This is a genomic window from Litoribrevibacter albus, from assembly GCF_030159995.1.
Classification (GTDB): domain Bacteria; phylum Pseudomonadota; class Gammaproteobacteria; order Pseudomonadales; family Litoribrevibacteraceae; genus Litoribrevibacter; species Litoribrevibacter albus.
Map to the genome: position 1 here is coordinate 264318 of NZ_BSNM01000016.1, position 25885 is coordinate 290202.

Here is a 25885-nt window from a genome sequence, read left to right on the forward strand (position 1 = left end):
TTTTTCGAGTATTAACTTTAAAGTTCGAACGGGATCACTATGACAGCATTACCAGTTATTGTCGGCATGGGCGGCATCAACGCATCAGGCAGAACCTCCTTTCACCAAGGCTTCCGACGCATTGTGCTTGACCAGCTCTCGCCAGAACAGCGCCAGGAAACATTTCTCGGCCTTGCCTGTTTAATGAATCTGGTCCGGTATCAAGACGGACAATTGATCGACCAGAACAACCAAGTCATAGAAGACGATCAGATCGAAGACACTTTTGGCGAACAAGTGTTAGCCGGAACATTAATTCGTAAAATCGAAAAAGAACATTTCGATCCCGATGCGACCCCTTGGCAACAAAAAATGTCGCTCTCGGCAAAGCAGGCCGATTTCAGCTTCACAGTAAAAACCAAAGACCTGCCTAGCCCGTTACCAGAGAACTGGACAGTCTCAGAAACGGTAGATGAAGAAGGTAACCCAACGGGCGTCAGTGACGTCAATGTGGCAGGCACACTGGAAGTGCTTCACGATTCAACACTCGACAACCCGATCAAAGCGGCCGGCCAATTACCAACAGGTTTTGATCCGGCCAAGTTGTATAACAGCCACCACCAACCCCGTGGACTGCAAAACGTAATCTTTGGCGCGACGGATGCGATTAAATCCACAGGCATTGATTGGCAGGATGTTCTCGATCAGGTCAGCCCGGATCAAATTGGTACCTACTCCAGCTCCACACAAGGTCAGTTGCATGCAGAAGGTCTCGGCAATGCCATGCAAGCTCGCCTGAAAGGATCTCGCGTTGGCTCTAAAAACGCCGCAATGAGTTTGAACACCGCACCGAGCGATTTCATCAACGCCTATGTCACCGGAAGCGTGGGTTCCACCATCAGTGCCACCGGTGCCTGTGCCAGCTTTCTGTACAACTTGAAAGCCGCCGCTCACGACATTCAAAGCGGAAAAATCCGTGCCGCGATCGTTGGCAACTCGGACGCACTGATCGTACCGGAAGCGGCAGAAAGCTTCGGCAACATGGGTGCCTTAGCCAACGAAAAATACCTACGCATGATCGACCAAACCGATCAGGTGGATTATCGAAAAACCAGCCGCCCGTTCGGTCAGAACTGTGGTTTCACCTTAGGTGAAGGTGCTCAATACTTCATCCTGATGGACGATACGCTGGCACTTGAATTGGGTGCAGATGTACTCGGCTCCGTCGCAGATGTCTTCGTCAACGCCGACGGTGTGAAAAAATCCATTACAGCGCCTGGTCCTGGAAACTATATTTCGATGGCAAAAGCCGTAGCCTTAGCAAAAAACATCGTGGGTGAAGAAAGCGTTCAACAACACAGTTTTGTCCTGGCACACGGTTCAAGTACACCACAGAACCGGGTCACCGAATCTCACATTTTCCATACCGTGGCGGAAACTTTTGGCATTAATGACTGGCAAGTAGCCGCGCCTAAAGCCTATCTTGGACATTCACTCGGCCCTGCCAGTGGTGACCAACTGGCCTGGGCCTTGGGCGTGTTTGCTCACGACATCATGCCGGGCATCACCACCATTAAAGAAGTTGCGGATGACGTGTTCGACGAGCACCTCACCATCCGAACGGAACACGCACCGTGTGAGCCTCAAGAAGTGGCCTTCATCAACTCCAAAGGATTTGGTGGTAACAATGCCACCGCTGTGATTCTGTCACCAAACACTACCTGGAAAATGATTGAGAAACGTCATGGCGAAGCAGCGGTTAAAGCCAAAGAGGCTCAGCGTATGCAAGTAAAACAAAACCAGGACGCGTACCGCACTGCGGCGAATTACGGTCAATTCGATCTCTTCTATCGCTACGGTGAAGGGATGATCGATGAGCAGCAAATCAAACTGTCCAAAGACTCGATGACGCTACCGGGCTATAAGAACAGTATCTCGTTGGATCTTAAAAACCCGTTCGAAGACATGTGTTAATCTAATCCACTATTGATCAGCGTCTCTGTGTTGATTGGATCCCTGGCTAGCTTAAACAATGCTTTAAGCTAGCCTCTCTATTCCCTTTCCACGTTTCATACAGCATCTCCCCTCCCGTATCGCTCTCCCTTTCGATTACATACTTTCACCAACTGAAGATTGACAACCTACACTCAGATCACTAACGTAGCTTACGCACAACCTTACAGTGTATAGTTTCTAAATAAAAAGAGTGAAAGAGGAATCATCGTGGAATTAAAAAGCTTAAAAGTAGACATCAAAGATCATATTGCCCATGTCATTCTGAACCGACCGGAAGCCCTTAATTCCATGAACATCGACTTCTGGCGTGAATTTCATGGCGTTATCGAAGAGATCGATGCACAGGCAGACGCCCGCGTGATTGTTCTTTCCTCTACAGGCAAACACTTCTGTGCCGGCATGGATTTGGCCGTATTCAGCAACCCAAAAGCCTTACCAAACAAGGGTGACCCGGCTCGAATGGCTGAAAACCTCCGCCGTTTGGTGCTAGATCTTCAGGAAGTGTTCAATGTGCTAGAACGTGCCCGTATGCCAGTACTGTCGGCCATCCACGGCGGTTGTATTGGTGGCGCGGTAGACATGATCTGTGCCACCGACAGTCGCTATTGTACCGAAGATGCGTTCTTCACCATCAAAGAAACCCAGCTCGGTATGACCGCCGACTTAGGCACCTTGCAACGCTTCCCGAAATTAGTGCCAGAAGGCATTGCCCGTGAATTGGCTTACACAGGGCGCAAATTCTCCGCTCAGGAAGCCAAAGAGATGGGCTTTGTAAATCGAGTGTTTGAGAATCAAGAAGCCATGCTCGAAGGCGTAATGGAAATCGCACAACAAATTGCCGAACAATCGCCGATGGCTGTCGCAGGCTGTAAAGAAATGATCAACTTCAGTCGCGATCATTCCGTAGAAGACAGCTTAAAGTACATGGCAACCTGGCAATCAGGCATGTTCCGCCCGAATGACATGATGAAAAGCTTCGCGGCCAGCGCCCAGAAGACCACGGCAGACTTTGATCCGATCCTGCCGAAAAAGCCGCTATTCTCAGATCTCTAAAGAGCAGCTATCAACACAAGGAATGAATCATTTCAGATCAATTAATTAGAGCACGAAACTATCTATTTTTTTGATCTGAAATTTCATTCCTAATGTCACATTTCTAGAGTTAAATACCCGAATCTTTAACTCTAGAAATGGGAACACGCCCTTGTATATCGGATTCATCATCAACGCCTGGGAAGACATCGAGCCAGGTAAAAGTGCAACCTTGTCCATCATTCAGGAATGTTTGATTCGCAAGCATAAAGTTGCGGTTTTGTATCCTCAAAACCTAACTGTACGCGAAAACGTGGTGCACGGTTTTGTGAAGATTATTCAAGGGATGGATAAGGTTCCGGACAAGTACGACAGCTTTTACAAGCGCGTAACCTTTGAAGAAAAAATGGTGCCTCTGCACGCATTTGATGCTCTATTCATTCGTAAAGATCCACCAATTGATCCTATCTTGCTGAACTTCCTGGATTCAATCAAAAACGAAACCGTAGTGCTAAACGATGTTGATGGCTTGCGTAAGGCCAGCAATAAACTTTACACCACAACATTTCATGACCCGAATAACACCTTCTTGCCGGTTACCCATGTTTCGAAGAATAAAGATTACTTGAGACGGGTGGTCAGTGAATCAGAAAAAGAAAAAATGATTCTGAAACCACTGGATGGCTCTGGTGGCCGAGGTGTGATTGTGTTGGAGAAAAACGCTCAATCCAGCATCAACTCACTTCTTGATTTCTACATTAGTGGTCAGGGCCACAGCAATTACGTGATCCTGCAAGAGTACATTGAAGGCGCTGAACACGGTGACGTTCGTGTATTAATGCTGAACGGTAAATACATTGGTGCTTATCAACGTAAGCCTGCAGACGGTGATATTCGTGCAAACATCCAACAGGGTGGTTCGGCACACAAATACACCATGACCGAAAGCCAACTGCACGTATGTAAGAAAGTCGGCCCTAAGCTGGCCGCTGACGGCCTGTTCTTTGTGGGCTTAGACATGATTGGCGATAAGATTCTGGAAGTAAACGTCTGCAACCCTGGCGGTATTACCAACATCAACCGTCTTAACAAAGTGAAATTGCAGCGTCAGGTCGTTGATGCCATTGAAGAAAAGGTCAATGAGAAACAGGAAGAACGCGCCGAGCTGGAATTCCTGATCAAACGCCTTAACGACATTCGTAACCAACACTGATTGGACATGCGCCTAAGTCGGCTCTAAGTAGTTAAGCCAAATCCAATCAAGGCACATATTTGACCACCCTCTGAGGTGGTCAAATTGTTTAAACACCCCCTCTTTTTCTCTCCCTCTTCCATTTTTGTTATCGATAAAATCATCAGTACAAGGCATTAGTTCAGCTGTTTACAGAACACTCAGAATTGGCGCTTTTGTCGTGATTTATTCAAGAATTTGACCCAGTCGATGGCCTAAAAAAAGATTTCGCTATATATGACGCATACAGGAAAGCGTACTTAAGGAAAGAGAACGCATGGATGCGAAGAAACTCATCGAAGTAAACGGTAGCAGAGGGGGGGTATACCTCTTCACTAATAGTGGAGATGCCAACCTTGGCCATAAGCAAAGCTTCACGGATGTCGATAAAGCCCGTGACTATGTTACCAAACAAATCGGCATAAATAACATCAACCCGAACCAAACCAATCTTGCGGATGTTCTTAAAGCGTTCGACAAGAACCCTCGCTATCGCCTCCAGTATGATACAAGTTCAGAAAATGGACAGAGTGAAATATTTCAACTTGTTGCTACATTGCTGGTTAACGGTGACTTGCATGTATACCTCCAGCCGCCAAAAGAACCAGTCATCCAATACGTAGAAGCCACCCAAAAGCCCGCCATTCCAAAAAAAGAGCTGCAAAAAGGTGGTCAAGCCAACGAAACCACCAACAAAGGCACCAAAGTCACCAATGCCCAGGGCACCAATGCCAGTGGACAAAACGATCAAAAGAACAGCGATAAAGAGTTATTAGGCGACCCGGTGGCAATGAGCAGCGGCGAAGAGATTCTTGAACTGCTGGACTTTGAACTGGATGGCCCAATGCCAATCCGTTGGGTTCGCAGCTACCGTTCCAGTCAGTGCCATGAGGATATCGGTCTGGGTCACGGATGGCGCAGCAACTTTCATCTTCAATTGATGGAAGTTTATGAAGAAATTGAGCAAAAAGATCCGTACAACCAGATCAATCCGAAACTGGAATCCCTACTATTCATCGATGAAGAAGGTCGTCGACTGCCTTTCCTTCCGGTAGAAAAAGGTCAAACCAGCTATCAGTTGTCCGAAGGGCTGGCCCTTCATCACGAAGCCGATGGCAGCCATCGCCTGATTAAAAATGACAACAGTCACTGGGTATTTGTACGCAGTCCAAATATTCAAAATACCTGGGTACTGGATCGGGTCAGTGACACCCACGGCAATCAACTGCGCTTTTTCTACAGCAGGAACGGTCGACTTACTCGCATCGACACCACACCGTCACGCGGCATTGAACTTTACCACGACAACAGCGGCCATTTAACTCACATTAAAGCGGTCCAACGAACCGACAAAGGCGTAGTCCACCACCCTGAAACGCTGGCGGAATACCACTACGACGCTCATAACGATCTGGTGTCAGCAACCGATTCACGCCAACAAACCGAGCGCTACCAATACGCCGGGCATTTGTTCACTCAGCGTACTCGTGCCAGTGGCTACAATCACTATTTCGAATGGCAAGGTGACGGCCCGACTGCTCGATGCATTCGCAACTGGGGTGACGACGGCAACTACGATTACCACTTCGAATACCACGATGATGAACGCCTTGCCATCAGTACCGATGGCCGAGGCCAGGTCTGGAAATTCTGGCATGATGAAGCAGGACGTCTCATCACCAAAGAATCGCCTTCCGGCCACCGATGGCAGTACCAGTTTGATGAGCATGGTAAAAAAGTCGCAGAGATCACTCCAAATGAAGCGATCACCCGTTTCGCCTACAACGACCTTGGTCAGCTCACTGCCATCACTCAACCCGATGGCGCGACAACTCGCTACCAATACAATGGCATCGGCCAACGCATCGTCACCATTGATGCCGAAGGAAACACCTGGCGAAAAGAATACACGGTCGCCGGTCACCTGAAACAAGAGATTTACCCCAACGGAGCAACAGCCCAATTTCGATACAATGACCGCTGCCAACTTGTTGAGCGCATTCATCCCGATCAACGCACCACTCAATACTTGTGGAATGAAGACGGGCAACTGCTGGCTCAACAAACCGGCGATCAGCAAACCCGATTCAGCTACGACGAACTGGGTCGACTCAACGGTGTGCTGGATGCTCGCGGTCTGGTCATTCAATACACGCGTGACAGCAAAGGTCAACTGACGCAGGTACGTCAGTTCGAACAATCACAACCCGATAACGCTCTGGAACCAACGAAAGAGAGAACACAAAGCTATGTATATGATGACGCAGGGCGTCTGACCCACTACACAGACAGCAAAGGTCATACCCACGAATATCAGTATCAAGGGCTGTCACAGCCGGTTAAACAGATTCGGGCCGATGGCAGCTGGCTTAGCTTTGATTACGACAAAGAACGCAACCTCACCGGCATTACACGCAGCGACGGCAATCAATATCAGATTGAATACAATGGCGAAGAGCTGCCGGTAAAACTCACCGGCTTTGACGGTCGCCAGCAAACCCTGAAATACGACGGCGAAGGTCGTTTACTTGAATCCGACGACAGTGGCGAACGCGGCATTCGGATTAAACGCGATGCACAAGGCCGGGTAACGGAACATGCAGGTCGCCACCATGCCACCAAGCAAACCCAGAGCAATCATTTCCAGTACGATAAACTGGGTCGAGTCACTTACGCCACCAATGCCGACCGCAAGCTCAGATTCCAATACAGTTCGTTAGGGCAAGTTACAGAGCATTGGCAGGACCAGTGGAATATCCAGCACCAATACGATTTGGCAGGGCGCCGCACCCAAACAACCTTCCCTGATGGACAGACGGTTCAATACCGCTATGACAGCAATGGTCGATTACATCAAATCGGTCTGAACGACCAACCACTTCTTCTACGGAAGTTTGATGCACTCGGCCATGAAGTCCAACGCGAATGCAGCAATGGCGTGTTACTCACCCAACAGATCGATGCCTTTGGACGACTGACCGGACAAGCGTTTTCTTATTCGTCAGAAGCAGCACCCAACGCTGAAGACGCACTGACGGAAGAGACAACACACCGACGCGACTATCAATACGAAAACGATCAGATTGCCCAAGTCTCGGACACCCTACTGGGCAACAAAGATTATCAATACGATCAGCTGGAACAATTAACTCAGGTCGTAACCAACAGCGAAAAAGACGGCAAAACTACAGAAGAGTTTGACTGGGACAGCTTTGGTAATCCCATCGGTCCGAGCGACCAAATTCAAAACGACCGGTTAATCCAACACGGCCAACAACGCTACCGCTACGACGCTTGTGGCAACCAGGTACAAGTCACCAGCGACAATCCAGATCAGCACCAAAGCCGCGAGTTTGACGCCTTTAACCAACTTGCCCGCCTTAAACATCAAGGCAAAGTGCATCAGTACCAATACGATGCTCTCGGCCGACGCGCTTCCAAACTGACCGAACAAGGCAAGATTGACTATCTCTGGGACGGCGACCAACTGATCGGCGAACATCACAATGGCAACTTCCGCTGGTATCTCTACGAACCCGGTACCTTTCTGCCTATCGCATTAATCGAACAAGGCCGAGTGTATCACTACCACCTGGATCACCTGGGCACCCCGATCACCCTAACCGACAACCAGGGTCAGATCGCCTGGCAAGCCGACTACAGCGCTTTTGGCATCGCCAACATCGCCGTCGAACAGATCAACAACCCGATCCGCTTCCAAGGCCAATACTTCGATCAGGAAAGCGGCCTGCACTACAACCGATTCCGCTACTATGACCCGGCCATTGGCCGCTTCATCCACCAGGACCCGATTGGACTAGCGGGCGGAATTAACCATTACCAGTACGTACCGAACCCGGTGAGCTGGGTTGATCCGTTTGGGTTGAGTTGTAAGGAGTTGCCATTAGAAACTCTTAATGAAGAGAACCTATTAGGTAAGGGAGCATTTAAAGAAGCATATTCAATTAATGATGAGCAGGTTTTCCTAGTCCCAAGAAAAGATGTTATTCATGGTTCTCCTCATACATTTGAAGACTTAAAGCAAGAAGCGTTTCTACTGGAATATATAAGTAGTTTTGGAATACCAACATTAAAAATCTTTGGAACAGGCATAGTAACCTTGCCTGGTGGCGAAAAAGTAAAAGGTTTAATAGCGGAGAAAAAGTTATTTAATGGCAAAGACATTTTAGCTATCAGAAAAGGAAAGAAAGCAGATGTCAGTATGGAACAAGTTAGTCAAGCAATATCCCAGGATACATTAGATGAACTCAACAAAATGGATAGCATCATTAAAAGAGAAGACCTAGTTATCAAAGACCTCCAGATACTATATGGAGAAGATGGTAAGCCTGTTGTGGCAGATCCTCTTGATGCTTATGCTGGTAAATATGCGGAAGAAAAAGATGTTAAAATAACTATAAAAAGACTAAGAACTAACAGAGAAATGGTTGAAGATATAATAAACAATAGCTCTACTTGATATAGAAGGTTTTTATGTGTGAAGAGATCAGAAACGGCCTTACAGAAAACAAAGATATTATAAAATCCCTAAAGAGTAATAAAATCGAAAACATTCAACGAGTTTATTACAAAAGCTCATTAAAGGAATGGGAGGCAGAGAAAAAACAGAACTTAAGTACTTATTTTAATCTAGAGTGTGACACAGTTCTAATCACCTTAAGTAATGCGGATACTATTGGATTTGGTGTAGATGATGTAAAAGACTCTATTGTATCTTGGTTGGATGTACACAACGGTATTGAAGATGATACACAGTACTATTACAGAGACTGGTCATCACTACTAACTTATGATGACCCAACTTACTCAAACAAAGACAGCTGGACAGGTTTCATTGGAGAAAAGATAACTAGAATCAGAGTATTAACTATCGACCTAGGAGGTATTAAACGATTTAATGACTCTTTTCAAAGGGCAATAATTTTAGAAACAAATAAAGATCATATAATCCTATCTTTCTGCCTAAAGGGAATAGAAGGCAGCTACTTTCCAATATCAAAACTAGAAGACTTTCCACAAGAATTGATGGATAAAGCGGTGATTACCGAGTTTTAAAAGTGCTTATCTATGAATATACCTTCCCCACAGCACACCATTTCAACTCCTTCATTCCACAAAATCAGGAATTAAAACCTAAATTCAGATAATAAGTGCAACACTCATGGTTGAACTGGTGAGAAGAGACTAACTGCCTGTTGGTGGTAAGCTTTAGTCACCACAACATAAAGAAAACACCATGAGTTACAGGCAGCTAGTCGAAGGTCAACGATACCAGATTCAAGCCTATTTATCCCAGAGTTTGAGTCAGAGAAAGATTGCTGAGTTGCTGGAGGTTGATCCCAGCACCATCAGTAGAGAGTTGAAACGAAATACGGTGGGAAACGTCTATTGTCCCGGAAGAAGTGGACAGCCATTCTAAGAATGGCAAAGTCCATCACCTCACAACTAGCAAGCCTTTGTTTAAAATCTCAGTACAAACTAACAGTCACCATAAAGTCGCTCAAAAACACAGACTTCAGACATAACAAAGCCTCAGCGTGTGCCGAGTGCTTACTCTTTTTTAGGAATGTAAGTCAGGAAGTTCGCAGTCGTTGATAACCGAGCAATTGACTCGCTAGTTTCATCTTGTCAGATCCTCCCGCAAAGGTTTTGTAGGATTTCTCAAAACCCTGAGAGAGCTTCAACCATTCTTGTTGGTCCATGCAGAGCCGTTCAAGGATTGGCGACAGTGTGCTTGATAAAGCTCCGCGTTTGTCATCTCGAACAATGCGCCCTGTCCAATCCACAAGCGCAAGGTAATCTGTTAACGGGACGGGTAAACCTTTCTTGAATTCATTGTTTGGGTAGCCACGAAAAAGTGGACAGCCATTCTAAGAATGGCAAAGTCCATCACCTCTCAACCATCAGCCCCTTGTTTCAAATCTCAATAGAAATCAGCAATCTCTAGAAAATTCGTCAAAAGCACAGATTACAGACACAACAAAGCCTCAGCCTTGGATATTGCCAAGAGAAATAGCGGGAACGACTCCGCTCTTATCATCAAACACCAATGAAGCCAGCACGATACGTTTTACTATCGCTCGATTCTGTTCCACGATCGTTTCCGGCTGCTCTTCGGGCCAAAATGTATTACTGCCAATATGCTCAATAACACAAATCAGGCCGTCTAAGAACACAACCGGAAGCTCTGGTTGGTTATGTTCGAAGAGCATCTGATTGACCTGCTCTATCATGCTTGCGACCAATCGGTGGCGATGGTGATAAGCAGGGCTTTCCTTGTCAGATATTTCCCGATAAATCGGTCCAACTACAGGCCCGTAATTCCGGCACCATTCGAAATACGCATCAATGCCTTTCGATACCATGGATATTAGAGACGTATTTGTCGCCAGTATCTGCTTCGTTGTATCAATTAACGCATTGTTTGCTCTTTCTACAATGATATCGATGACTTCATAGCAGCTCTTAAATAGTCGGTAGAACAACGGTCTGGATATACCGGCAGATTCGATAATTTTAGCCACCGATGTGTCGCGATAGCCGTGTTCACTATACACAAGGCTTGCTGCACCGATCACGTGTTCTCTTAATTCTTCACCTTGTAACTGATTGCTTTTAGGCCGGCCCGCGCCCCTGTTCGCCAATGATTGGCTCACAGGTCCAATACTGCTTTTCTTCATAGATATTCCAATAAAAGAAACGATTTGACGAATGTAACACAACTGTTATATATTTCAATGAAATTAATATAACAACAGTGTTACATTTAGAGACTAACAAGATGTTTGATTATGACTATTTGATTGTAGGCTCGGGGTTTGGAGGGTCTGCATCAGCACTTCGCTTGGCGGAGAAAGGCTGGAAGATTGCTATTGCTGAACAAGGCAGACGGATTGGTCCAGAGGAGATCAAACAAGGAAAAAGAAAACTCTCGAAATTGATGTGGGCACCCAAGTTCGGGCTAAAAGGATATTTTGTTCAGCACATTTTCAAGCACGTAGGGATTATTGGTGGCGTTGGCGTCGGTGGAGGAAGCATCGTTTGGGGGGCGGTCATGCTGCCACCTAAAAAAGCCTTCTATCAAGATGCCACCCTTAAACATCTTAACTTAGATCTAGAAACTGAGTTAGCGCCACATTTGGCAACCGCATCACGCATGTTAGGCGTAACCACAAACCCCAAACAAACCCTACAAGACCGTTATCTAAAGCAAACGGCTGAACAGATGGGGGTCGCCGAAACCTTCGCATCCGTGCCGAATGCCATTTACTTCGGCTCGTCTGGCAAGAAGCATCCAGACCCTTATTTCAATGGCGAAGGTCCTGAACGCGAAGGCTGTTCATTTTGTGCAGGTTGTCTAACGGGTTGTGCAACAAATTCAAAAAACGCGTTGTATTTGAATTATTTGTACCTGGCAGAAAAACAAGGGGTGGAAATTCTACCGGAACATAAGGCGGATAAGATTGAGCCGCTACCGGAAGAGGGTTACCTTGTTTCATTGGTAGAGGCATCAAATGGTAAAAAGCTAAAACAACTCAAAGTTAAAAACGTGGTGTTATCAGCTGGCGTTGTTGGCACCTTGGATTTGTTGTTTAAGAACAAGGAAGCCTATAAAACACTGCCCAAGGTCTCAAATACCTTAGGCAAGATTGTCCGAACCAACTCTGAAGCCATCACTGCAGTATTGCACCCCCAAGGCACAGACATATCAGACGGCGCGACCATTTCCACCGATTTTCATCCTGACGCCAATACACACGCGACCCAGAATCGTATTGATGCCGGTTATCGATTCATTCGTTATTTCTACGGGCCTTTGGTGAGTGATTCCAGACCTGTCATCCGAGCCTTGAAAACCTTATTTGCCACCGTGCTTTCGCCTGCATTAATGCTTCAGAACTTATTTGCAAAACACTGGGAAAAACGTGTCAGCTTATTCACCGTCATGCAGGATCTTGATAACCATTTACAACTGACCTACCAACGCCCTTGGTGGTCCCGAACAAAACGTCTGGTGTCAAAACCGAATCCAGGCCATGAAACCCCAAGCTATTTACCAATTGCAAATACCTTAACGAAGATCTTCGCACAGCAATCCGGGGGCAAAGCTATGAATGGTTTTATGGAATCCGTCGGTGCTATGTCAACCACTGCACATGTTCTTAGTGGTTGCCCGATGGGGCATAACCAAGACGACGGTGTGATCTCGACAGATCATCAAGTACATGGTTATCCAGGATTATTTGTTGTTGATGGTTCCAGTATCCCGGCCAATATTGGCGTAAATCCAAGTTTGACGATCACCGCAATGGCAGAGCGTTTTGCGGCGAATCAACCAGAAAAACGAGGATGAAGGGTGGAAAAAGATTCACGCTGTTAGCCAGAAATATAACCAAGCTGGAAAAACCCAAGATTCAAGCCCTAAGAGAAAACCACATGCCTCACTATAACGTCCGATCAGAGAGATCATTAATCAATATATTTCCACGACTTGAACCAGTAACCGAGTTAAACGGAGTCTATCTTGCCGAACTTCCCGGACCTAAAATTCTTACGCCGTTTAAGCGGTTATTTCTGAGTGTATCCGGATTACCAGGATGGAAAGGAAAGCAATTTTTTGGTGATTACGCCTTAAATATTTTGAGCAAAAAAGGCCAAATTTATAAAGGTCCTGAAATGCGAATCCAGACTCAACCTCACAAGCTGGATGGAAAACAGGGCGCCATTGCGACCTACGACTCAACGGCTCCGCATATCTGGCAACACTGTACGGATGAATTCAGACAGATTGACCAAGACACCGTACTGGGTATGAGTCACTTTGATTTACCGGCTTTTAGAGGTCGGCCGGTGATGTTTCTTCTTCATCGCCTCCCCGATGTTCAAGGGCTTGTGTAGGCAGCCTTTCATTCCAGGAAAGTCCCTAACCCTTCGGTACTTTCCTTGTGTATATCACCCTCGCCGAAAACAGTGCGTTACGATTTATCACGACAAACACCAGATACACCGGCAGCCAAACACTTAACACACTCATTGCCTGGTTCAGCAACGGCCCTTCAAAGTGAGTGACCCAATTAATATGATCTGCAAAAGCAATCAAAAGCCCGCTGAAAATCATGAAGCTCCATCCAAAATCAAGCTGATCAGGCTCATCGGATGCTGAGGTTTCAACTAAGTTGACCTTACATCGAGGGCAGAGAAAACCAGTTGGGTAACCGTGAGGATAGCCATCAATAGCGTCTTTGGTAGGAAAGAGATAAGCACAGCTGGCACATTCGTAACGTTCACGCTTGAGCATTCAATCACCTTGTTCCGTGGTTCTCGAAGATTGGAGCCATCAGTCTACAACGAAACGACTTGGCGCCCGAAGATGCAGTTAACGCTATTACAAATCACCTTTCAAAGGACAAGGAATATAAAACCAGAAAAACAGACAGAGTAAAGAAAGAATCCGTTCGCTGGGTTGATCGACCAGCGAACGTACTAGGATTAAAGAATAACTACTTTGCTAAGAACTCACCGGCTTTGTCCTGAAACGCCTTGGAGTCTCGAATTTCAGCCGCTTTCATCCAGATTTTCTCCGCCAATTCTTTATTGGCGCTAACGAATTGCTTGGAGAGCATCAGATAATAGGGTTTATCCACCAGCGGCGTTTTGATCGCTTTCAGCTGACTGTTCAGCGTTGCATCATTCGCCAGGATGTTGTCTCCATTAAGTGTCAATGCCGCTACGGCATCAACCCGACCCGATACCAGCTTCTGAAAGTTATTTAATGTTTTTGAGGACTTGGCATCCACCTGATAACCGGCTTTGGCGAGGTCATCCCCGATGGAATAGCCTGCAGGCGCAGCCACCTTACCGGTCAACCCGGAAATGGTCATTTTACCAGTCACATCAATGTTTGAATCTTTCTTCACGTAGAGCGAGTAGCTGGAAGAATGCAGTCGTAAATTCGGATCAACTGCGCCCCCCGTATGCGTCCCAGGATAATACCCGTGCTGGAGACGCTTTTCTTTAAAGCTCGCAGTAAAACAGCCTTCTGTGATGCCGTTTTCGATATTATGAAGACAACGTTGCCAAGGTGCCTGTATGTATTTAAACGAGACGTCCGGCAGTGCGTCGTCGGTCATTTTAAGTAAGATCAAATCAACCCCGGAACCGTCTTTCATGTTCCACGGGTAAGAGTCAACATTCTCGTAGGTGAACGTGACGGTCTGCTCCGCCATAACAGCTCCAGCAGACAACAACATAGACAAACCAGCCACAACCATTCGTTTCATTGTACTACCTCGTTATATCAAAATAACTTGTGCGATAATCGCTCTATTCCATGTGAGTATAGTTAAGTATTTTGACTCTGTATGAGCTGGCCGATATAGTTGTACTGTTTATTTATACAGGTTAAGTCTTCTTATGATCCTTTACATAGCCGAAAAGCCTAGTTTAGGTCGCGCTATTGCCGACGCACTCCCGAAACCACTCAAAAAACAAGACGGCTTTATCACCGCCGCCAATGGTGATGTGGTGTCGTGGTGTATTGGCCACTTATTGGAACAAGCGGAGCCGGACGCCTACGATGCAAAGTTCAAACAATGGCGGATGGAGCACCTACCTATCTTGCCAGAACAATGGCAGTTGCAACCCAAACCTAAAACACGAAAACAATTATCGGTGCTAAGAAAGCTGGTCAAGGATGCATCACAAATTGTCCACGCAGGCGACCCGGATCGAGAAGGTCAACTACTGGTTGATGAAGTGCTGAGCTATCTGAAAGTGCCTAAAACCAAACTGGCCAACACGCAGCGTTTACTGATCAATGACCTCAACTTGTCGGCCGTAAAAAGCGCGTTAACTCAGCTTAAACCCAATAAGTCCTTTGTTCCGCTATCGGTATCGGCACTGGCACGATCCCGTGCAGACTGGCTCTACGGTATCAACATGACCCGCGCTTATACCTTGCAAGGTCGAAAGTCCGGCTACAATTCAGTACTGTCTGTCGGGCGGGTCCAAACCCCCATTCTTGGGCTTGTGGTACGACGGGATCAGGAGATAGAAAACTTTGTTTCCAAACCGTTTTATGAAGTGATCGCACACTTATCCACAGCGCAAAACCAGGCATTTACTGCAAAATGGCAGCCCAGCGAGGCCTGCCAGCCCTATATGGATGAGGACGGCCGGGTACTGTCCAAAGCCCTAGCAGAAAACGTTATTCAACGCATCAGCCATCAACCGGCGACAGTGACGAATTACCAAAGCCAAGACAAACAACAAGCGCAGCCATTGCCGTATAACCTCTCTGCGCTGCAAATTGACGCCTCAAAACGATACAGTTTATCGGCTCAACAGACATTGGATGCCTGTCAGTCACTCTATGAAACACACAAGCTGATCACCTACCCTCGTTCCGACAACCGTTATTTGCCAGAGGATCATCACGCTCAGGCTCCAAACATTTTAGGTGCCTTACAGAACAATATCGAAGATCAGCAAGACGCCATTTCGAATGCCGACAGTCGCATCAAAACCAAAGCCTGGAACGATAAAAAGGTCGAAGCGCACCATGCGATCATTCCCACCGAAAAACGACTGCCGATTAACAAATTATCCACCGCTGAGCAGCAGGTCTATCGTTTGATTGCTCGCCAATATCTGGCGCTGTTTTATCCCGTTTATCGATATCAGGAACGTAAAGCTGAGATAGATATTCAACAAGGAAAATTCACCGCACAAAGCAAAGAAGATATAGATCTCGGTTGGAAGGCACTTTTCCAAGGGTCATCGAGCGATCAGCCGTCTGACAAAAAAGCCCCTCTCCCGGAGCTGGTAAAAGGACAAGCACTGCAATCTCACCAAGCGGAGCTTCAGGAGAAACACACCCAACCGCCCCAGCCTTTTACCGATGCAACCTTACTCAGTGCCATGACAGGCATCAGCCGGTATGTGAAAGATCCAGAGATCAGAAAAGTGCTGCGCGAAACAGATGGTTTGGGCACCGAAGCGACACGAGCGTCCATCATCGAACTGCTCTTTAAGCGAAAATTTCTTAGTCGCCAAGGCAAACAAATTCGCGCCACACAAACGGGTAAATCCTTGATTGCAGCACTGCCTGAACAAGCTACCACGCCGGACATGACAGCCGATTGGGAAGCACAACTGAGTCGTATCAGCGAACGCACACTCAATTACCAAGCCTTTATGCAGCCACTGGAAGTCAATTTGCATGAGTTAATTCATCAGGCAAAAACCACCAGTCTAGGCAGGCTTCAGCCCATCGAGTCTCCTCAAAGAAAATTCACCAAAAAACGCCGATCATCCACAGCAAAGAAGCGTACTTCACGCACTCAGAGCTAGCCCGATTCTGTGCATATACCCTGGAACATGGGTAGAAAAGTGACTTATCCCAGAGCATATCAAAGATAAAAATCCTTTGAAAAACAATGAACAACTAAATACAGTAGGCATCCCTACCTTCTTCCCGTATCCGATCCGCCTTTAGAGAAGTCATTTACTAAACGTTTATTCAATAAAAAACGATTCCTGTCATCAAAGTGTCACCGAAATAGTGTTTTTTGGTCACTGATTTGCAATATATCTAACGCGGAATAGCGAAAGGATTCAAAACTCACACGTTTTACATATCGGAAGAACGATGAAAATACTATTCAATAAAAAAGCCATTGCATCACTGATCTCAGGTGCAGCTGTAGCAACCACAGCACTGACGTTAACTGCACTGAGCGGTTGCCAAACTACGGATAATGCAGAGTCGGCAGAACCGGCAAAAATTAAGAACGTCATCATGATGATCGGTGACGGCATGGGTCCTCAACAGGTCGGTCTGTTGCAGGAATACGCCACCCATGCACCCCACTCAATTTATGAAGGCCAACCAACAGGCATCAGCAAAATGATGGATGCGGGTGTTGTTGGTTTATCCCAACACAGTCCGGCATATAACATCGTTGTAGACTCTGCCAGCTCGGCCTCTCAGTTAGCGACTGGTGTGCCTTCTCCGTCTGAAGCCGTTGGTCTGGACGCTAAAGGTAACCCTGCAGAAACTGTGCTGGAACTGGCGAAAAAATCCGGTAAAGCAACGGGCTTAATTTCTGACACCCGTCTAACGCACGCAACACCTGCGGCATTCGCTGCACACAAAGCCCACCGTTCATTGGAAAACAGCATTGCTGAAGAAATGTTAGCGAATAATGTTGATGTGATGCTGTCAGGTGGCCTACGTCACTGGATTCCAAAGAGCACCAACGACAAGGGTGAGCTGTACAACCAACTTAAAGAGCGCACCGATGGCAGCGTAAAGATCAAATCTAAGCGTAAAGACGAGAAAAACCTTCTGGTTGAAGCAGAACAAGCCGGCTACACCGTTGCTTTGACTCGTAAAGAGTTTGAATCAGCAAAAGGCGACAAGCTGCTGGGTCTGTTCTCTTATTCTGGTATGGCCGACGGCATCCAGCACACGTTGACCAAAGACAATGCCGATCGTACTCAGCCAACCCTGAAAGAAATGACCGCGAAAGCATTGGACATTCTTTCTCAAGATCCTGACGGTTTCTTCCTGATGATCGAAGGTGGCCGTATCGACTGGGCTGGTCACGACAATGACGTCGCTACCATGCTGCATGAAATGTTGAAATTCGACGAAACCATCGACTACGTTTACGAGTGGGTAAAAGACCGTAACGACACCTTGGTGGTTGTAACGGCTGACCACGAAACCGGCGGTTTTGGTTTCTCTTACTCGCGTGCAGACATTCCGGCACCAGAACAGCTGGACGGTTCTGGCTTTGCTGAACGCACTTACAAGCCGAACTTTAACTTCGGTAGTTTCGATATTCTGGACAAGTTGTACGAGCAGAAGTTGAGCTATCCGGACATTTTCTCTGCGTTCTCCAAAACCGAGAAAACTCCGGCAGACCTGATGAAAATCGTAAATGACAACAGCGAGTTCGACATCACGCTTGAACAAGCGGAAGAGATTCTTGCCTCAGAACCTAACTTCTATAAAGTGGACGACCACAAATACCTAAGCGCGGAGCGTTTCCCTAAAGTCATGGACTTCAAAGCCTTCTACGTTTACGGCGAAGAAATCCGTCATGACTTGCTAGGTCGTGCTGTTGCCGAAGATCAAAACGTGGTTTGGGGCACAGGTACGCACACCAGCACACCTGTTCCAGTCATTGCATTTGGCCCGGAAAGCGTTTCCAAGCAATTCGGAAAAATGGTGCACCACACAGACATTGGTCGTATGACCAAAGAAGTGATTGCTCAGTAATGTTGGAGGCCAGCCATTCTTAGGCTTCCTAAGATAACTGCACATTTCTTACCATTCTTTGAATGGCTGGTCTTTCATCATTAGGGATCTCTTCCAAGGCGCTCAATCGAGCGCTTTTTTACGTCTTAGACTTGGCCAATCTCAACACGTATTTCCTAGATCCAACTGCACACAAAATGTCAATAACATATGATGTCGCTTTCTAACAGCGGCGCTGTATAGTTACGCTGATATAAAATCGACCATCGAATTTAGAACACATTTAAGACATTTATTTTGGATCAATTGGTTTGAAGGGGTCGCACCGCTTCAAACAGAACCATACAACAGCGAGCTTGATGACATGACAAAACCATATCCACATCTACTTGAGCCACTCGACCTGGGTTTCACGACGCTAAAGAACCGCGTCATCATGGGCTCAATGCACACTGGTTTGGAAGATCGTTTCTACCACATTGAAAAATTGGCCGCCTACTTCGCTGAACGTGCACGCGGTGGCGTAGCGTTATCTATTACTGGTGGTTATGCACCAAACCGTCGTGGTGAGCTTTTGCCATTTGGCTCTCGTATGGATAACAAACTGACGGCATTATTACACCGTCGTGTAACATCCGCTGTTCACAAAGAAGGTGGTAAAATTGCCCTTCAATTACTGCATGCGGGTCGTTATGGTTACACCCCGTATAACGTGTCTGCGTCGTCTAAAAAGTCGCCAATCACGCCATTCAAACCAAGCAAGTTGAGCCACAAGCAAATTCTTAAAACCATCGATGACTATGCGAATGCAGCCAAGATGGCACAGTACGCAAACTACGACGGTATTGAGATCATGGCGTCGGAAGGTTACTTGATTAACCAGTTCCTTGCTGAGCGTGTTAACAACCGTACGGACGAATGGGGCGGCAGCGCAGAGAAGCGTATGCGCTTTGCCATTGAAACCGTAAAAGCCGTACGTAAAGCGGTGGGTGAGAAATTCATCATCGTTTACCGTATGTCGTTGATGGATTTGGTTGATGGCGGCCAAAGCTGGGAAGAAATTGAAGTTCTGGCAAAAGAAATTGAAAAAGCCGGTGTGAACATCATCAACACGGGTATCGGCTGGCACGAAGCGCGTGTTCCAACCATCGTAACTTCGGTTCCTCGTGCGGCGTTCAGCTTCGCTACCGCTAAATTGCGTAAAGCGGTGAACATCCCGGTGTGTGCAAGTAACCGTATTAACACCCCTGAGATTGCTGAAAACATCATCGCATCTGGTGAAGCCGACATGGTGTCGATGGCGCGTCCGTTATTGGCCGATCCATTCTTCGTTGCCAAAGCGGAAGCGGGCAAAGGCGACGAGATCAACACATGTATCGCCTGTAACCAAGCCTGTTTGGATCACACCTTCCAGATGAAGCGTGCGTCTTGTTTAGTGAACCCTCGTGCATGTCACGAAACAGAGCTTCTGTACCTTCCGACCCAAGACAAGAAGAAGGTAGCAGTGATTGGTGCTGGCCCTGCAGGTATGTCAGCGTCTACCGTATTAGCCGAGCGTGGTCACGATGTGACTCTGTTTGATGCGGATGACAAGATTGGCGGTCAGTTCAACATCGCCAAGCAGATTCCAGGTAAAGACGACTTCAATGAAACCATGCGTTACTTCGGCAAGATGATCGAAAAGCATGGCGTGAATGTCCGTTTGAATACTCGCGTATCGGCTGACGATCTTCTTAAAGAAGGCTTCGACGAAGTGATCGTTGCAACCGGTATTACGCCACGTAACCCGGGTATTCCTGGCATCGAGCACAGCAAGGTAATGTCGTATCTGGACGTACTGCGTGACAAGAAACCAGTGGGCAAGAAAGTCGCCATCATCGGTGCTGGCGGTATTGGTTTCGACGTGGGTGAATACTTGGTTCACAAACACGCAGAAGACGCCGAAGCAGAAAAACAACAGTGGTACAAAGAATGGGGTGTCGACACCAACCTTGAAAATCGCTCTGCATTGGCGCAACCGGAAGTACAAGCGCCAGAACGCGAAGTATTCTTGCTGCAACGTAAAGAATCCTCAGTTGGTAAAAACCTGGGTAAAACCTCTGGCTGGGTTCACCGCGCAACCTTGAAGATGAAAGACGTGACCATGATTCCTGGCTGTAACTACGACCAAATCGACGATCAAGGTCTTCACATCACCGTTAAAGGCGAGAAGAAAATTCTGGATGTAGATAATGTGATCATCTGTGCCGGTCAAACTTCAAACCGTTCTCTGGCGGATGAGCTGCTAGCGAAAGGCGCAGAAGACCAAGGTATGAAAGTACACGTAATTGGTGGTGCGGATCTGGCGGCAGAGCTGGATGCAAAACGCGCAATCAATCAAGGCGCTCGCCTTGCTGCTGAAATTTAATTTTTTACCTTTTACCCAAACGTAGAAAATTAAAAATAGCCTGAGAAATTTCCCACAAGGAAGTCGCTCAGGCTTTTTTATGCACTTTTAAAAGCACTATCGCCAGCCCTGCAAACACCCATTCAGAAACGTCAGAAAATAACTCTCACCAAAACGTCGATAGAACCATTGGCTTTGCTCATCGGAGAGCTGATCAACCTGACTTGGATTTCCCCAGGACGCCCTTACCTGAGCTTCCGTCATTCCCTTAGCAATCCGTTTTTCGATGCGTAAGCGGCGGGATTCTGTTGAACTGAAACGTCGACACACATCCTCATTGGCATCCACCGCTGTTACTACCGGCTAATCATATTCCTCACGCGTTTTGCGTTCTTCATAACGTTCTTTCTTGCAACGATAATCATCACAGATGGTGTCAAAGGTTTCTGTATCGACATATTGGTTGTCGACATGTTGAGAGGCCAATGCCATTGGCATTAAACAAATAAGCCAGAACGAAAAAAGGAGTCTCATAGCCACCTCCTGTCAGAGATGCTAATTAGACTCCTTTTTTAAGAGAAAGTTGAACTCAGCTTACGATTCTTGGGCTGCTTCAGTTACTCCATTTGCCTGCGTTTTCATAGACAACTCAATAGCTTCTTTCAGAAGATCACCCTCACCATCCAAGGCAGAGACCATGCCCGGCAGTGGTTTTGAAAATTTAACCGGTGCCACCTTAGCAGCAGATGCTTCGTCTTTCACCGGTACTTGTGACATGGCGTACTCGCTAAGAGCAAGAATGGTCAGTGACGGGTTGACCGCCAGGTTTCCAGGAATGACCGAGCCATCCAACACTCGCAGCCCTTGATAACCAAAAACTGCACCGGACTCGTCCACAACACCATCAGCCGAGCTCTTACCAATCGGCACACCACCCATAATATGAGCCGTGACCGGGGTATTCACCAGAATGTCTAATGCCACGTTACCCACTTCCCCTTGAGACTTCTCTGCGTATCGGCGAGCCACTTCCTGGCCTACATCAAAGTAGGTGGTAAGTTTCATATCGCCCTTTTCCTGTTCGACGGTCAAACGTCGACGGAAGAGTTTAGTCCAAGCGCGCTTCCATTTTGCGTGAACATAGCTGTCGGCACTTTGCATAATCATCAGTACATTATTGCGTTTCGCTTTACCAATCGGGTTCATCAGCTTCAAGGTGGTTAATGGCTGCATCAGGATGTTCAGCAGCAGACGAATGCCTCGAGGAATCCCACCGGCATCGGTCAATGGCACCATCGAAAAGCTCAGCCAGGCGGAATCAGAACCTTTATTGAATCGCACCGGCTCAATGGTTGTAATGTCATCCGGCTTAAACGACGAAGTGATCGCCAATCCTTTAGAGATCTCATTTTCAGAGTAAGTGTTTTTGGTATCAAAGCCGACCGAATAAAAAGTTTCTGAATTGGTTCGAACCTGACGACCAATAAGATCTGAAATCTGAGTCAACGTCTGGTCTTTGTATTTACTGCCCATCAACAGATTTAGCGTTCCAACTACACCCGCCGATAACACCACGCCTTTAGTACGCACTGTATAGGTTTTACCAAACCACCCAGTGGATTGTTTGACCGTTAACTCATAGCCACCACTACCATCACGTTGACCATTCTTGCCTGGTAGCGGTTCAACACGGGTGACTTGGGATTCCGAACGAATCTCGGCACCGTTACGCTCGGCAAAATAGAGATAGTTCTTTTCCAATGTATTCTTAGCGTTTTTGGGGCAGCCCATCATGCATCGGGCACAGAGATTACATGCTTCGCGCTTAGGCCCTTCACCAGCAAAATACGGTTCTTCTTTATTCTCGGCCGCCTTGAACTGATCTTCGTAATACACACCTGTATCCACCAGCTCATAGGTATCTTCCCGCCCCATGTCCTGAGCCACATCTTTGAGCAGCTTATCAGCAACGCCTTCAAAACGGCCGGAGCTGGTGCCTAACATACGCTGTGCCAAGCCATAAAACGGCAATAAGGTTTCGTACCAATTATCCCGTGTTCTGGTCCATTGTTCGGACTCAAAGATACGTTGTTGTGGAATGTAATGGGTGTTGGCATAAATCAGTGAACCACCACCGACGCCCGATCCGTGCAACGCCACCACCTTGCGGGTGAAGGACATTTGCCAAGGCCCGGTCAAACCTAACTTGGGTGCCCAAAGGTACTTTTTAAAATTCCAGTTGGTAGAGGGGAAATCTTGATCTGACCAGCGCTTGCCCTTTTCAAGAACCAGTACCTTGTACCCTTTCTCAGTCAAGCGCAGTGCACTGCACGAGCCACCAAAACCAGAACCGATAACCACCTGGTCATAATCAAAATGTTCTGTACTTGGTTGATTTTGCTCATTTAAATGACTCACGAATCTTTCCCTCACATCAACATCGGAATTGCGTTTTAGTAGTTATTGAAGCTGATTATTCATTGATCATCCCCATCGGGTCAATAAAAACCTGAGTAATTACTCTAATTTCTGATTAAACGTACTCGTGATTAAAGGAGCGATTAATTCAGATGCGTTATTAAATCAGAGGCACTCTTAATTGAAGGTCAGAAGGACGACCATCTGTTCATTCTGAATTTCTTTTCTACACTTAGAATGTCTAAAGCATTAGAAAGGACGACGAATCCGTGTCAGCCAACACAACCCTTTTAGCACGACAACCCATCTGCGATGTGAATAAGGAAATTGTTGCTTACGAGCTACTCTACCGATTTGAAGACGGAACCATTAACAGCAGTATTGACGGGAATACCGCTACGTCCCAGGTGCTTATCAATACATTTTCATTAGGGGAATGCGAAAACATCACCGGTGGATTACCTGCATTCGTTAACTTCACGGATAAGTTGCTCGATTTTTTACCCCCCATAGCGCCGGAACTGCTGAATATTGAAATTCTGGAAGACATTGAAGTCACACCGGAACTCGTCGCCAAAGTTCAGGAAATCAAAGATCGCGGGTATAAGATCGCCCTGGATGATTTTATTTGGGACGACAAATACAAACCCTTACTTGAGCTCACTGACATCGTCAAACTTGAAGTGCCGGCCATGACCCGCACTCAACTCCGGGAAGCCATCAGCAAACTGGCCAAATATGAAGTTGTGTTGCTGGCAGAGAAGATTGAAACACTCGATGAATACCAATTCTGTAAAGACCTGGGTTGCTCCTTGTTTCAAGGCTATTTTCTTTATAAGCCAAACATTGTTCAGGGCGCCACCTTGTCGAGCAACAAAGCGACCGTGCTGAAGCTGATCGCAGAGTTAAATCAGCAAGACGCCGATGTCGACAGCATCAAGACAATAATCACTCAGGATTCCGAACTCTCTTTCAAGCTGCTAAGTCTGATCAACTCGGCAGAATTAAGACGTTCCGTTGAAGTCACCAGCATTGCAACCGCCGTGGCTTTACTGGGAATAACCCGACTCAAAAGCTGGGCCACCATGCTAGCGATGACCAAGCTCGAAGATAAACCCAAATCATTACTGGCTATTTCATTACAACGGGCCTATTTCTGCGAACATGTTGCGAGCATCTTCAATGAGAAACTGGCAGAGAAATTTTACATGATCGGTATGCTCTCATGCCTGGACTTATTCTTTGATATCTCCATTCACGATCTCATGAAAAAGTTACCCTTGGATGAAGAAAGCAAAGAAGCCCTCACCGAATACCGGGGCTTACTGGGGTTGATTCTAAAAACCGCAACCCTCTACGAAAAGTTCAAGCTCCTTGATGTGCCTTGGGCGCAACTCCGTGAACTTGGGCTAACCCAAAATGATGTAAACACCATTTTTATTGATAGTCATGTCAAAGCCAATGCCATGATAGACAGCCTTTAATCCGTTTTTGATTAAAGCGTTTTAAGCAATTTTCTTTTACACTCCCGATATCAACATTTCACCTTGATGTCGGGTTTTAAGGAAAATCTCATGACCAGCTTTAACGCCATCTATCAGGACGCAATTACTCAGAAAGGCTCCCAAAAAGCCATCAACGATCTATTAGATTCACGCCTTCAGGCACCTGCCACCAGCGAAGAACTGGCCGAGATTCCCGATCACCGATATCTCTCCTTAATGAGTTTACGAATCTTCCGGGCCGGCTTAAAGCACAGTTTGGTGGATGCAAAATGGCCGGCCTTCGAAAAAGCCTTTCATGGTTTTAACGTACTGGGTAATGCTCATCTCAGTGATGATGCCATTGCAGAACACATGACCAATACAGATCTGATTCGTCATCTGGGGAAAATGAAGTCGATTCGTGATAATGCAGCGTTTATCCTTCGTACCTCTGAAGAACATGGGAGCTTCGGCAAGTTCTTAGGTGACTGGCCGGTCACCGACATTGTCGGTCTGTGGGATCACTTGAAAAAACACGGCACGCAGCTGGGCGGTGCATCGGGTTCGTATTTCTTACGCATGGTCAACAAAGACACCTTCATCTTCACGAAAGATGTGGTGACCGCACTGAAAGCCAGAAATATCATTGATAAAAACCCCACATCCAAGCGAGATTTAAAACTCGTTCAAGAAAAATTCACTGAATGGCATCAAGAATCCGGTTGGCCGTTATCCCGCATCAGCTTATTACTGGCACTAACGGTGGGCTAACTAAACTTATTCCGAGTCAGATGAGGGTTGATGCTTACACGCAATCATCTCATTAGGTGGTTCATGCTGATCGCAACGGACACAATTCAGACAATGGCCCAACATGGCGTCTCGACCTTGCGCCGACGTAACCCAAGGCCGATTAATAAAGGGCGGTTGATGTCGCACGTGCTGCCCGTGAAAACAAGCCAGTTCAGCAACCCAGTCACCGAGCTCATCCTGATGAAAGCCTATGATGGGTTGCTTCACGTATTACCTCATTAAATGAAAATATCGATAGA

19 protein-coding genes and 1 pseudogene are annotated in these 25885 nt (G+C 46.7%); 13 read left to right on the forward strand and 7 right to left on the reverse strand.

Features of this window, described 5'->3' with window-relative positions:
- Positions 1-39 precede the first annotated feature (39 nt).
- The 6 genes and pseudogenes from QQL66_RS15975 to QQL66_RS16000 all read left to right on the forward strand — a co-directional run.
- A complete protein-coding gene (locus tag QQL66_RS15975) occupies positions 40-1953 on the forward strand; it encodes a beta-ketoacyl synthase (RefSeq protein WP_284382758.1) in 1914 nt (637 codons plus the stop codon).
- Between the two features lie 249 nt (positions 1954-2202).
- Positions 2203-3048, forward strand: a complete 846-nt coding sequence (locus tag QQL66_RS15980) for a crotonase/enoyl-CoA hydratase family protein (protein WP_284382760.1) — start codon at positions 2203-2205, stop codon at positions 3046-3048.
- Between the two features lie 151 nt (positions 3049-3199).
- The gene (gshB, locus tag QQL66_RS15985) at positions 3200-4240 is read left to right on the forward strand and encodes a glutathione synthase (protein WP_284382762.1); all 1041 of its coding nucleotides are present in this window, start codon (positions 3200-3202) and stop codon (positions 4238-4240) included.
- Between the two features lie 295 nt (positions 4241-4535).
- Entirely contained in the window at positions 4536-8738 is a 4203-nt protein-coding gene (locus QQL66_RS15990; RefSeq protein ID WP_284382764.1) for an RHS repeat-associated core domain-containing protein, read from the forward strand.
- Positions 8739-8752: 14 nt separating this feature from the next.
- Positions 8753-9334 carry a hypothetical protein gene (locus tag QQL66_RS15995; RefSeq protein WP_284382765.1) on the forward strand — a complete coding sequence of 194 codons (582 nt, stop codon included), beginning with the start codon at positions 8753-8755 and terminating at the stop codon, positions 9332-9334.
- Positions 9335-9515: 181 nt separating this feature from the next.
- Positions 9516-9674 (forward strand): annotated as a pseudogene (locus tag QQL66_RS16000) (helix-turn-helix domain-containing protein); the annotation flags it as partial.
- Between the two features lie 592 nt (positions 9675-10266).
- Here the strand turns inward: QQL66_RS16000 and QQL66_RS16005 are convergent.
- Positions 10267-10959 (reverse strand): TetR/AcrR family transcriptional regulator, encoded by a 693-nt coding sequence (locus QQL66_RS16005; RefSeq protein ID WP_284382767.1) that lies wholly within the window; start codon positions 10957-10959, stop codon positions 10267-10269.
- Between the two features lie 101 nt (positions 10960-11060).
- Here QQL66_RS16005 and QQL66_RS16010 point away from each other — a divergent pair, with 101 nt between their 5' ends.
- Positions 11061-12632 carry a GMC family oxidoreductase gene (locus QQL66_RS16010; protein ID WP_284382769.1) on the forward strand — a complete coding sequence of 524 codons (1572 nt, stop codon included), beginning with the start codon at positions 11061-11063 and terminating at the stop codon, positions 12630-12632.
- Positions 12629-13177 carry a hypothetical protein gene (locus QQL66_RS16015; RefSeq protein WP_284382771.1) on the forward strand — a complete coding sequence of 183 codons (549 nt, stop codon included), beginning with the start codon at positions 12629-12631 and terminating at the stop codon, positions 13175-13177. Before QQL66_RS16010 ends, QQL66_RS16015 begins: the two co-directional genes overlap by 4 nt.
- A gap of 25 nt (positions 13178-13202) precedes the next feature.
- Here QQL66_RS16015 and QQL66_RS16020 read toward each other — a convergent pair whose 3' ends face one another.
- Together QQL66_RS16020 and QQL66_RS16025 are read right to left on the reverse strand one after the other, a co-directional pair.
- Positions 13203-13577: a hypothetical protein gene (locus QQL66_RS16020; RefSeq protein WP_284382773.1), complete on the reverse strand. Its 375-nt coding sequence runs from the start codon at positions 13575-13577 to the stop codon at positions 13203-13205.
- A gap of 202 nt (positions 13578-13779) precedes the next feature.
- Positions 13780-14559 (reverse strand): substrate-binding periplasmic protein, encoded by a 780-nt coding sequence (locus QQL66_RS16025; protein ID WP_284382775.1) that lies wholly within the window; start codon positions 14557-14559, stop codon positions 13780-13782.
- A gap of 133 nt (positions 14560-14692) precedes the next feature.
- Between QQL66_RS16025 and QQL66_RS16030 the strand changes: the two genes are divergently transcribed.
- From QQL66_RS16030 to QQL66_RS16040, 3 genes are all read left to right on the forward strand, one after another.
- Complete coding sequence (locus QQL66_RS16030; RefSeq protein ID WP_284382776.1) at positions 14693-16630, forward strand: DNA topoisomerase III; 1938 nt, start codon at positions 14693-14695, stop codon at positions 16628-16630.
- Positions 16631-16928: 298 nt separating this feature from the next.
- Positions 16929-18566 carry an alkaline phosphatase gene (locus QQL66_RS16035; protein ID WP_284382777.1) on the forward strand — a complete coding sequence of 546 codons (1638 nt, stop codon included), beginning with the start codon at positions 16929-16931 and terminating at the stop codon, positions 18564-18566.
- 343 nt (positions 18567-18909) lie between these two features.
- Positions 18910-20952: an NADPH-dependent 2,4-dienoyl-CoA reductase gene (locus tag QQL66_RS16040; protein WP_284382778.1), complete on the forward strand. Its 2043-nt coding sequence runs from the start codon at positions 18910-18912 to the stop codon at positions 20950-20952.
- A gap of 96 nt (positions 20953-21048) precedes the next feature.
- Here the strand turns inward: QQL66_RS16040 and QQL66_RS16045 are convergent, their stop codons facing one another.
- Genes QQL66_RS16045 through QQL66_RS16055 form a run of 3 tightly spaced genes read right to left on the reverse strand, consistent with a single transcriptional unit; the run spans position 21049 to position 23349 of the window.
- Complete coding sequence (locus tag QQL66_RS16045; RefSeq protein ID WP_284382779.1) at positions 21049-21279, reverse strand: hypothetical protein; 231 nt, start codon at positions 21277-21279, stop codon at positions 21049-21051.
- A 15-nt stretch (positions 21280-21294) separates the two neighbouring features.
- Positions 21295-21465: a hypothetical protein gene (locus QQL66_RS16050; protein ID WP_284382780.1), complete on the reverse strand. Its 171-nt coding sequence runs from the start codon at positions 21463-21465 to the stop codon at positions 21295-21297.
- Positions 21466-21525: 60 nt separating this feature from the next.
- Positions 21526-23349 carry a GMC oxidoreductase gene (locus tag QQL66_RS16055; RefSeq protein ID WP_284382782.1) on the reverse strand — a complete coding sequence of 608 codons (1824 nt, stop codon included), beginning with the start codon at positions 23347-23349 and terminating at the stop codon, positions 21526-21528.
- A gap of 269 nt (positions 23350-23618) precedes the next feature.
- Here QQL66_RS16055 and QQL66_RS16060 point away from each other — a divergent pair, with 269 nt between their 5' ends.
- Both QQL66_RS16060 and QQL66_RS16065 read left to right on the forward strand, forming a co-directional pair.
- Entirely contained in the window at positions 23619-24833 is a 1215-nt protein-coding gene (locus QQL66_RS16060; protein ID WP_284382785.1) for an EAL and HDOD domain-containing protein, read from the forward strand.
- Between the two features lie 90 nt (positions 24834-24923).
- Positions 24924-25604 (forward strand): DNA-3-methyladenine glycosylase I, encoded by a 681-nt coding sequence (locus QQL66_RS16065; RefSeq protein ID WP_284382787.1) that lies wholly within the window; start codon positions 24924-24926, stop codon positions 25602-25604.
- Positions 25605-25610: 6 nt separating this feature from the next.
- Here QQL66_RS16065 and QQL66_RS16070 read toward each other — a convergent pair whose 3' ends face one another.
- A complete protein-coding gene (locus QQL66_RS16070; protein ID WP_284382789.1) occupies positions 25611-25853 on the reverse strand; it encodes a DUF3565 domain-containing protein in 243 nt (80 codons plus the stop codon).
- Positions 25854-25885 lie beyond the last annotated feature (32 nt).

Coding starts and splice junctions, on each gene's coding strand:
- QQL66_RS16010 (WP_284382769.1), top strand. CDS start 11,061: ATGTTTGATTATGACTATTTGATTGTAGGCTCGGGGTTTGGAGGGTCT.
- QQL66_RS16065 (WP_284382787.1), top strand. CDS start 24,924: ATGACCAGCTTTAACGCCATCTATCAGGACGCAATTACTCAGAAAGGC.
- QQL66_RS16030 (WP_284382776.1), top strand. CDS start 14,693: ATGATCCTTTACATAGCCGAAAAGCCTAGTTTAGGTCGCGCTATTGCC.
- QQL66_RS16005 (WP_284382767.1), bottom strand. CDS start 10,959: ATGAAGAAAAGCAGTATTGGACCTGTGAGCCAATCATTGGCGAACAGG.
- QQL66_RS16050 (WP_284382780.1), bottom strand. CDS start 21,465: ATGAGACTCCTTTTTTCGTTCTGGCTTATTTGTTTAATGCCAATGGCA.
- QQL66_RS16015 (WP_284382771.1), top strand. CDS start 12,629: ATGAAGGGTGGAAAAAGATTCACGCTGTTAGCCAGAAATATAACCAAG.
- QQL66_RS15975 (WP_284382758.1), top strand. CDS start 40: ATGACAGCATTACCAGTTATTGTCGGCATGGGCGGCATCAACGCATCA.
- QQL66_RS16020 (WP_284382773.1), bottom strand. CDS start 13,577: ATGCTCAAGCGTGAACGTTACGAATGTGCCAGCTGTGCTTATCTCTTT.
- QQL66_RS16025 (WP_284382775.1), bottom strand. CDS start 14,559: ATGAAACGAATGGTTGTGGCTGGTTTGTCTATGTTGTTGTCTGCTGGA.
- QQL66_RS15995 (WP_284382765.1), top strand. CDS start 8,753: ATGTGTGAAGAGATCAGAAACGGCCTTACAGAAAACAAAGATATTATA.
- QQL66_RS16035 (WP_284382777.1), top strand. CDS start 16,929: ATGAAAATACTATTCAATAAAAAAGCCATTGCATCACTGATCTCAGGT.
- QQL66_RS16040 (WP_284382778.1), top strand. CDS start 18,910: ATGACAAAACCATATCCACATCTACTTGAGCCACTCGACCTGGGTTTC.
- QQL66_RS15990 (WP_284382764.1), top strand. CDS start 4,536: ATGGATGCGAAGAAACTCATCGAAGTAAACGGTAGCAGAGGGGGGGTA.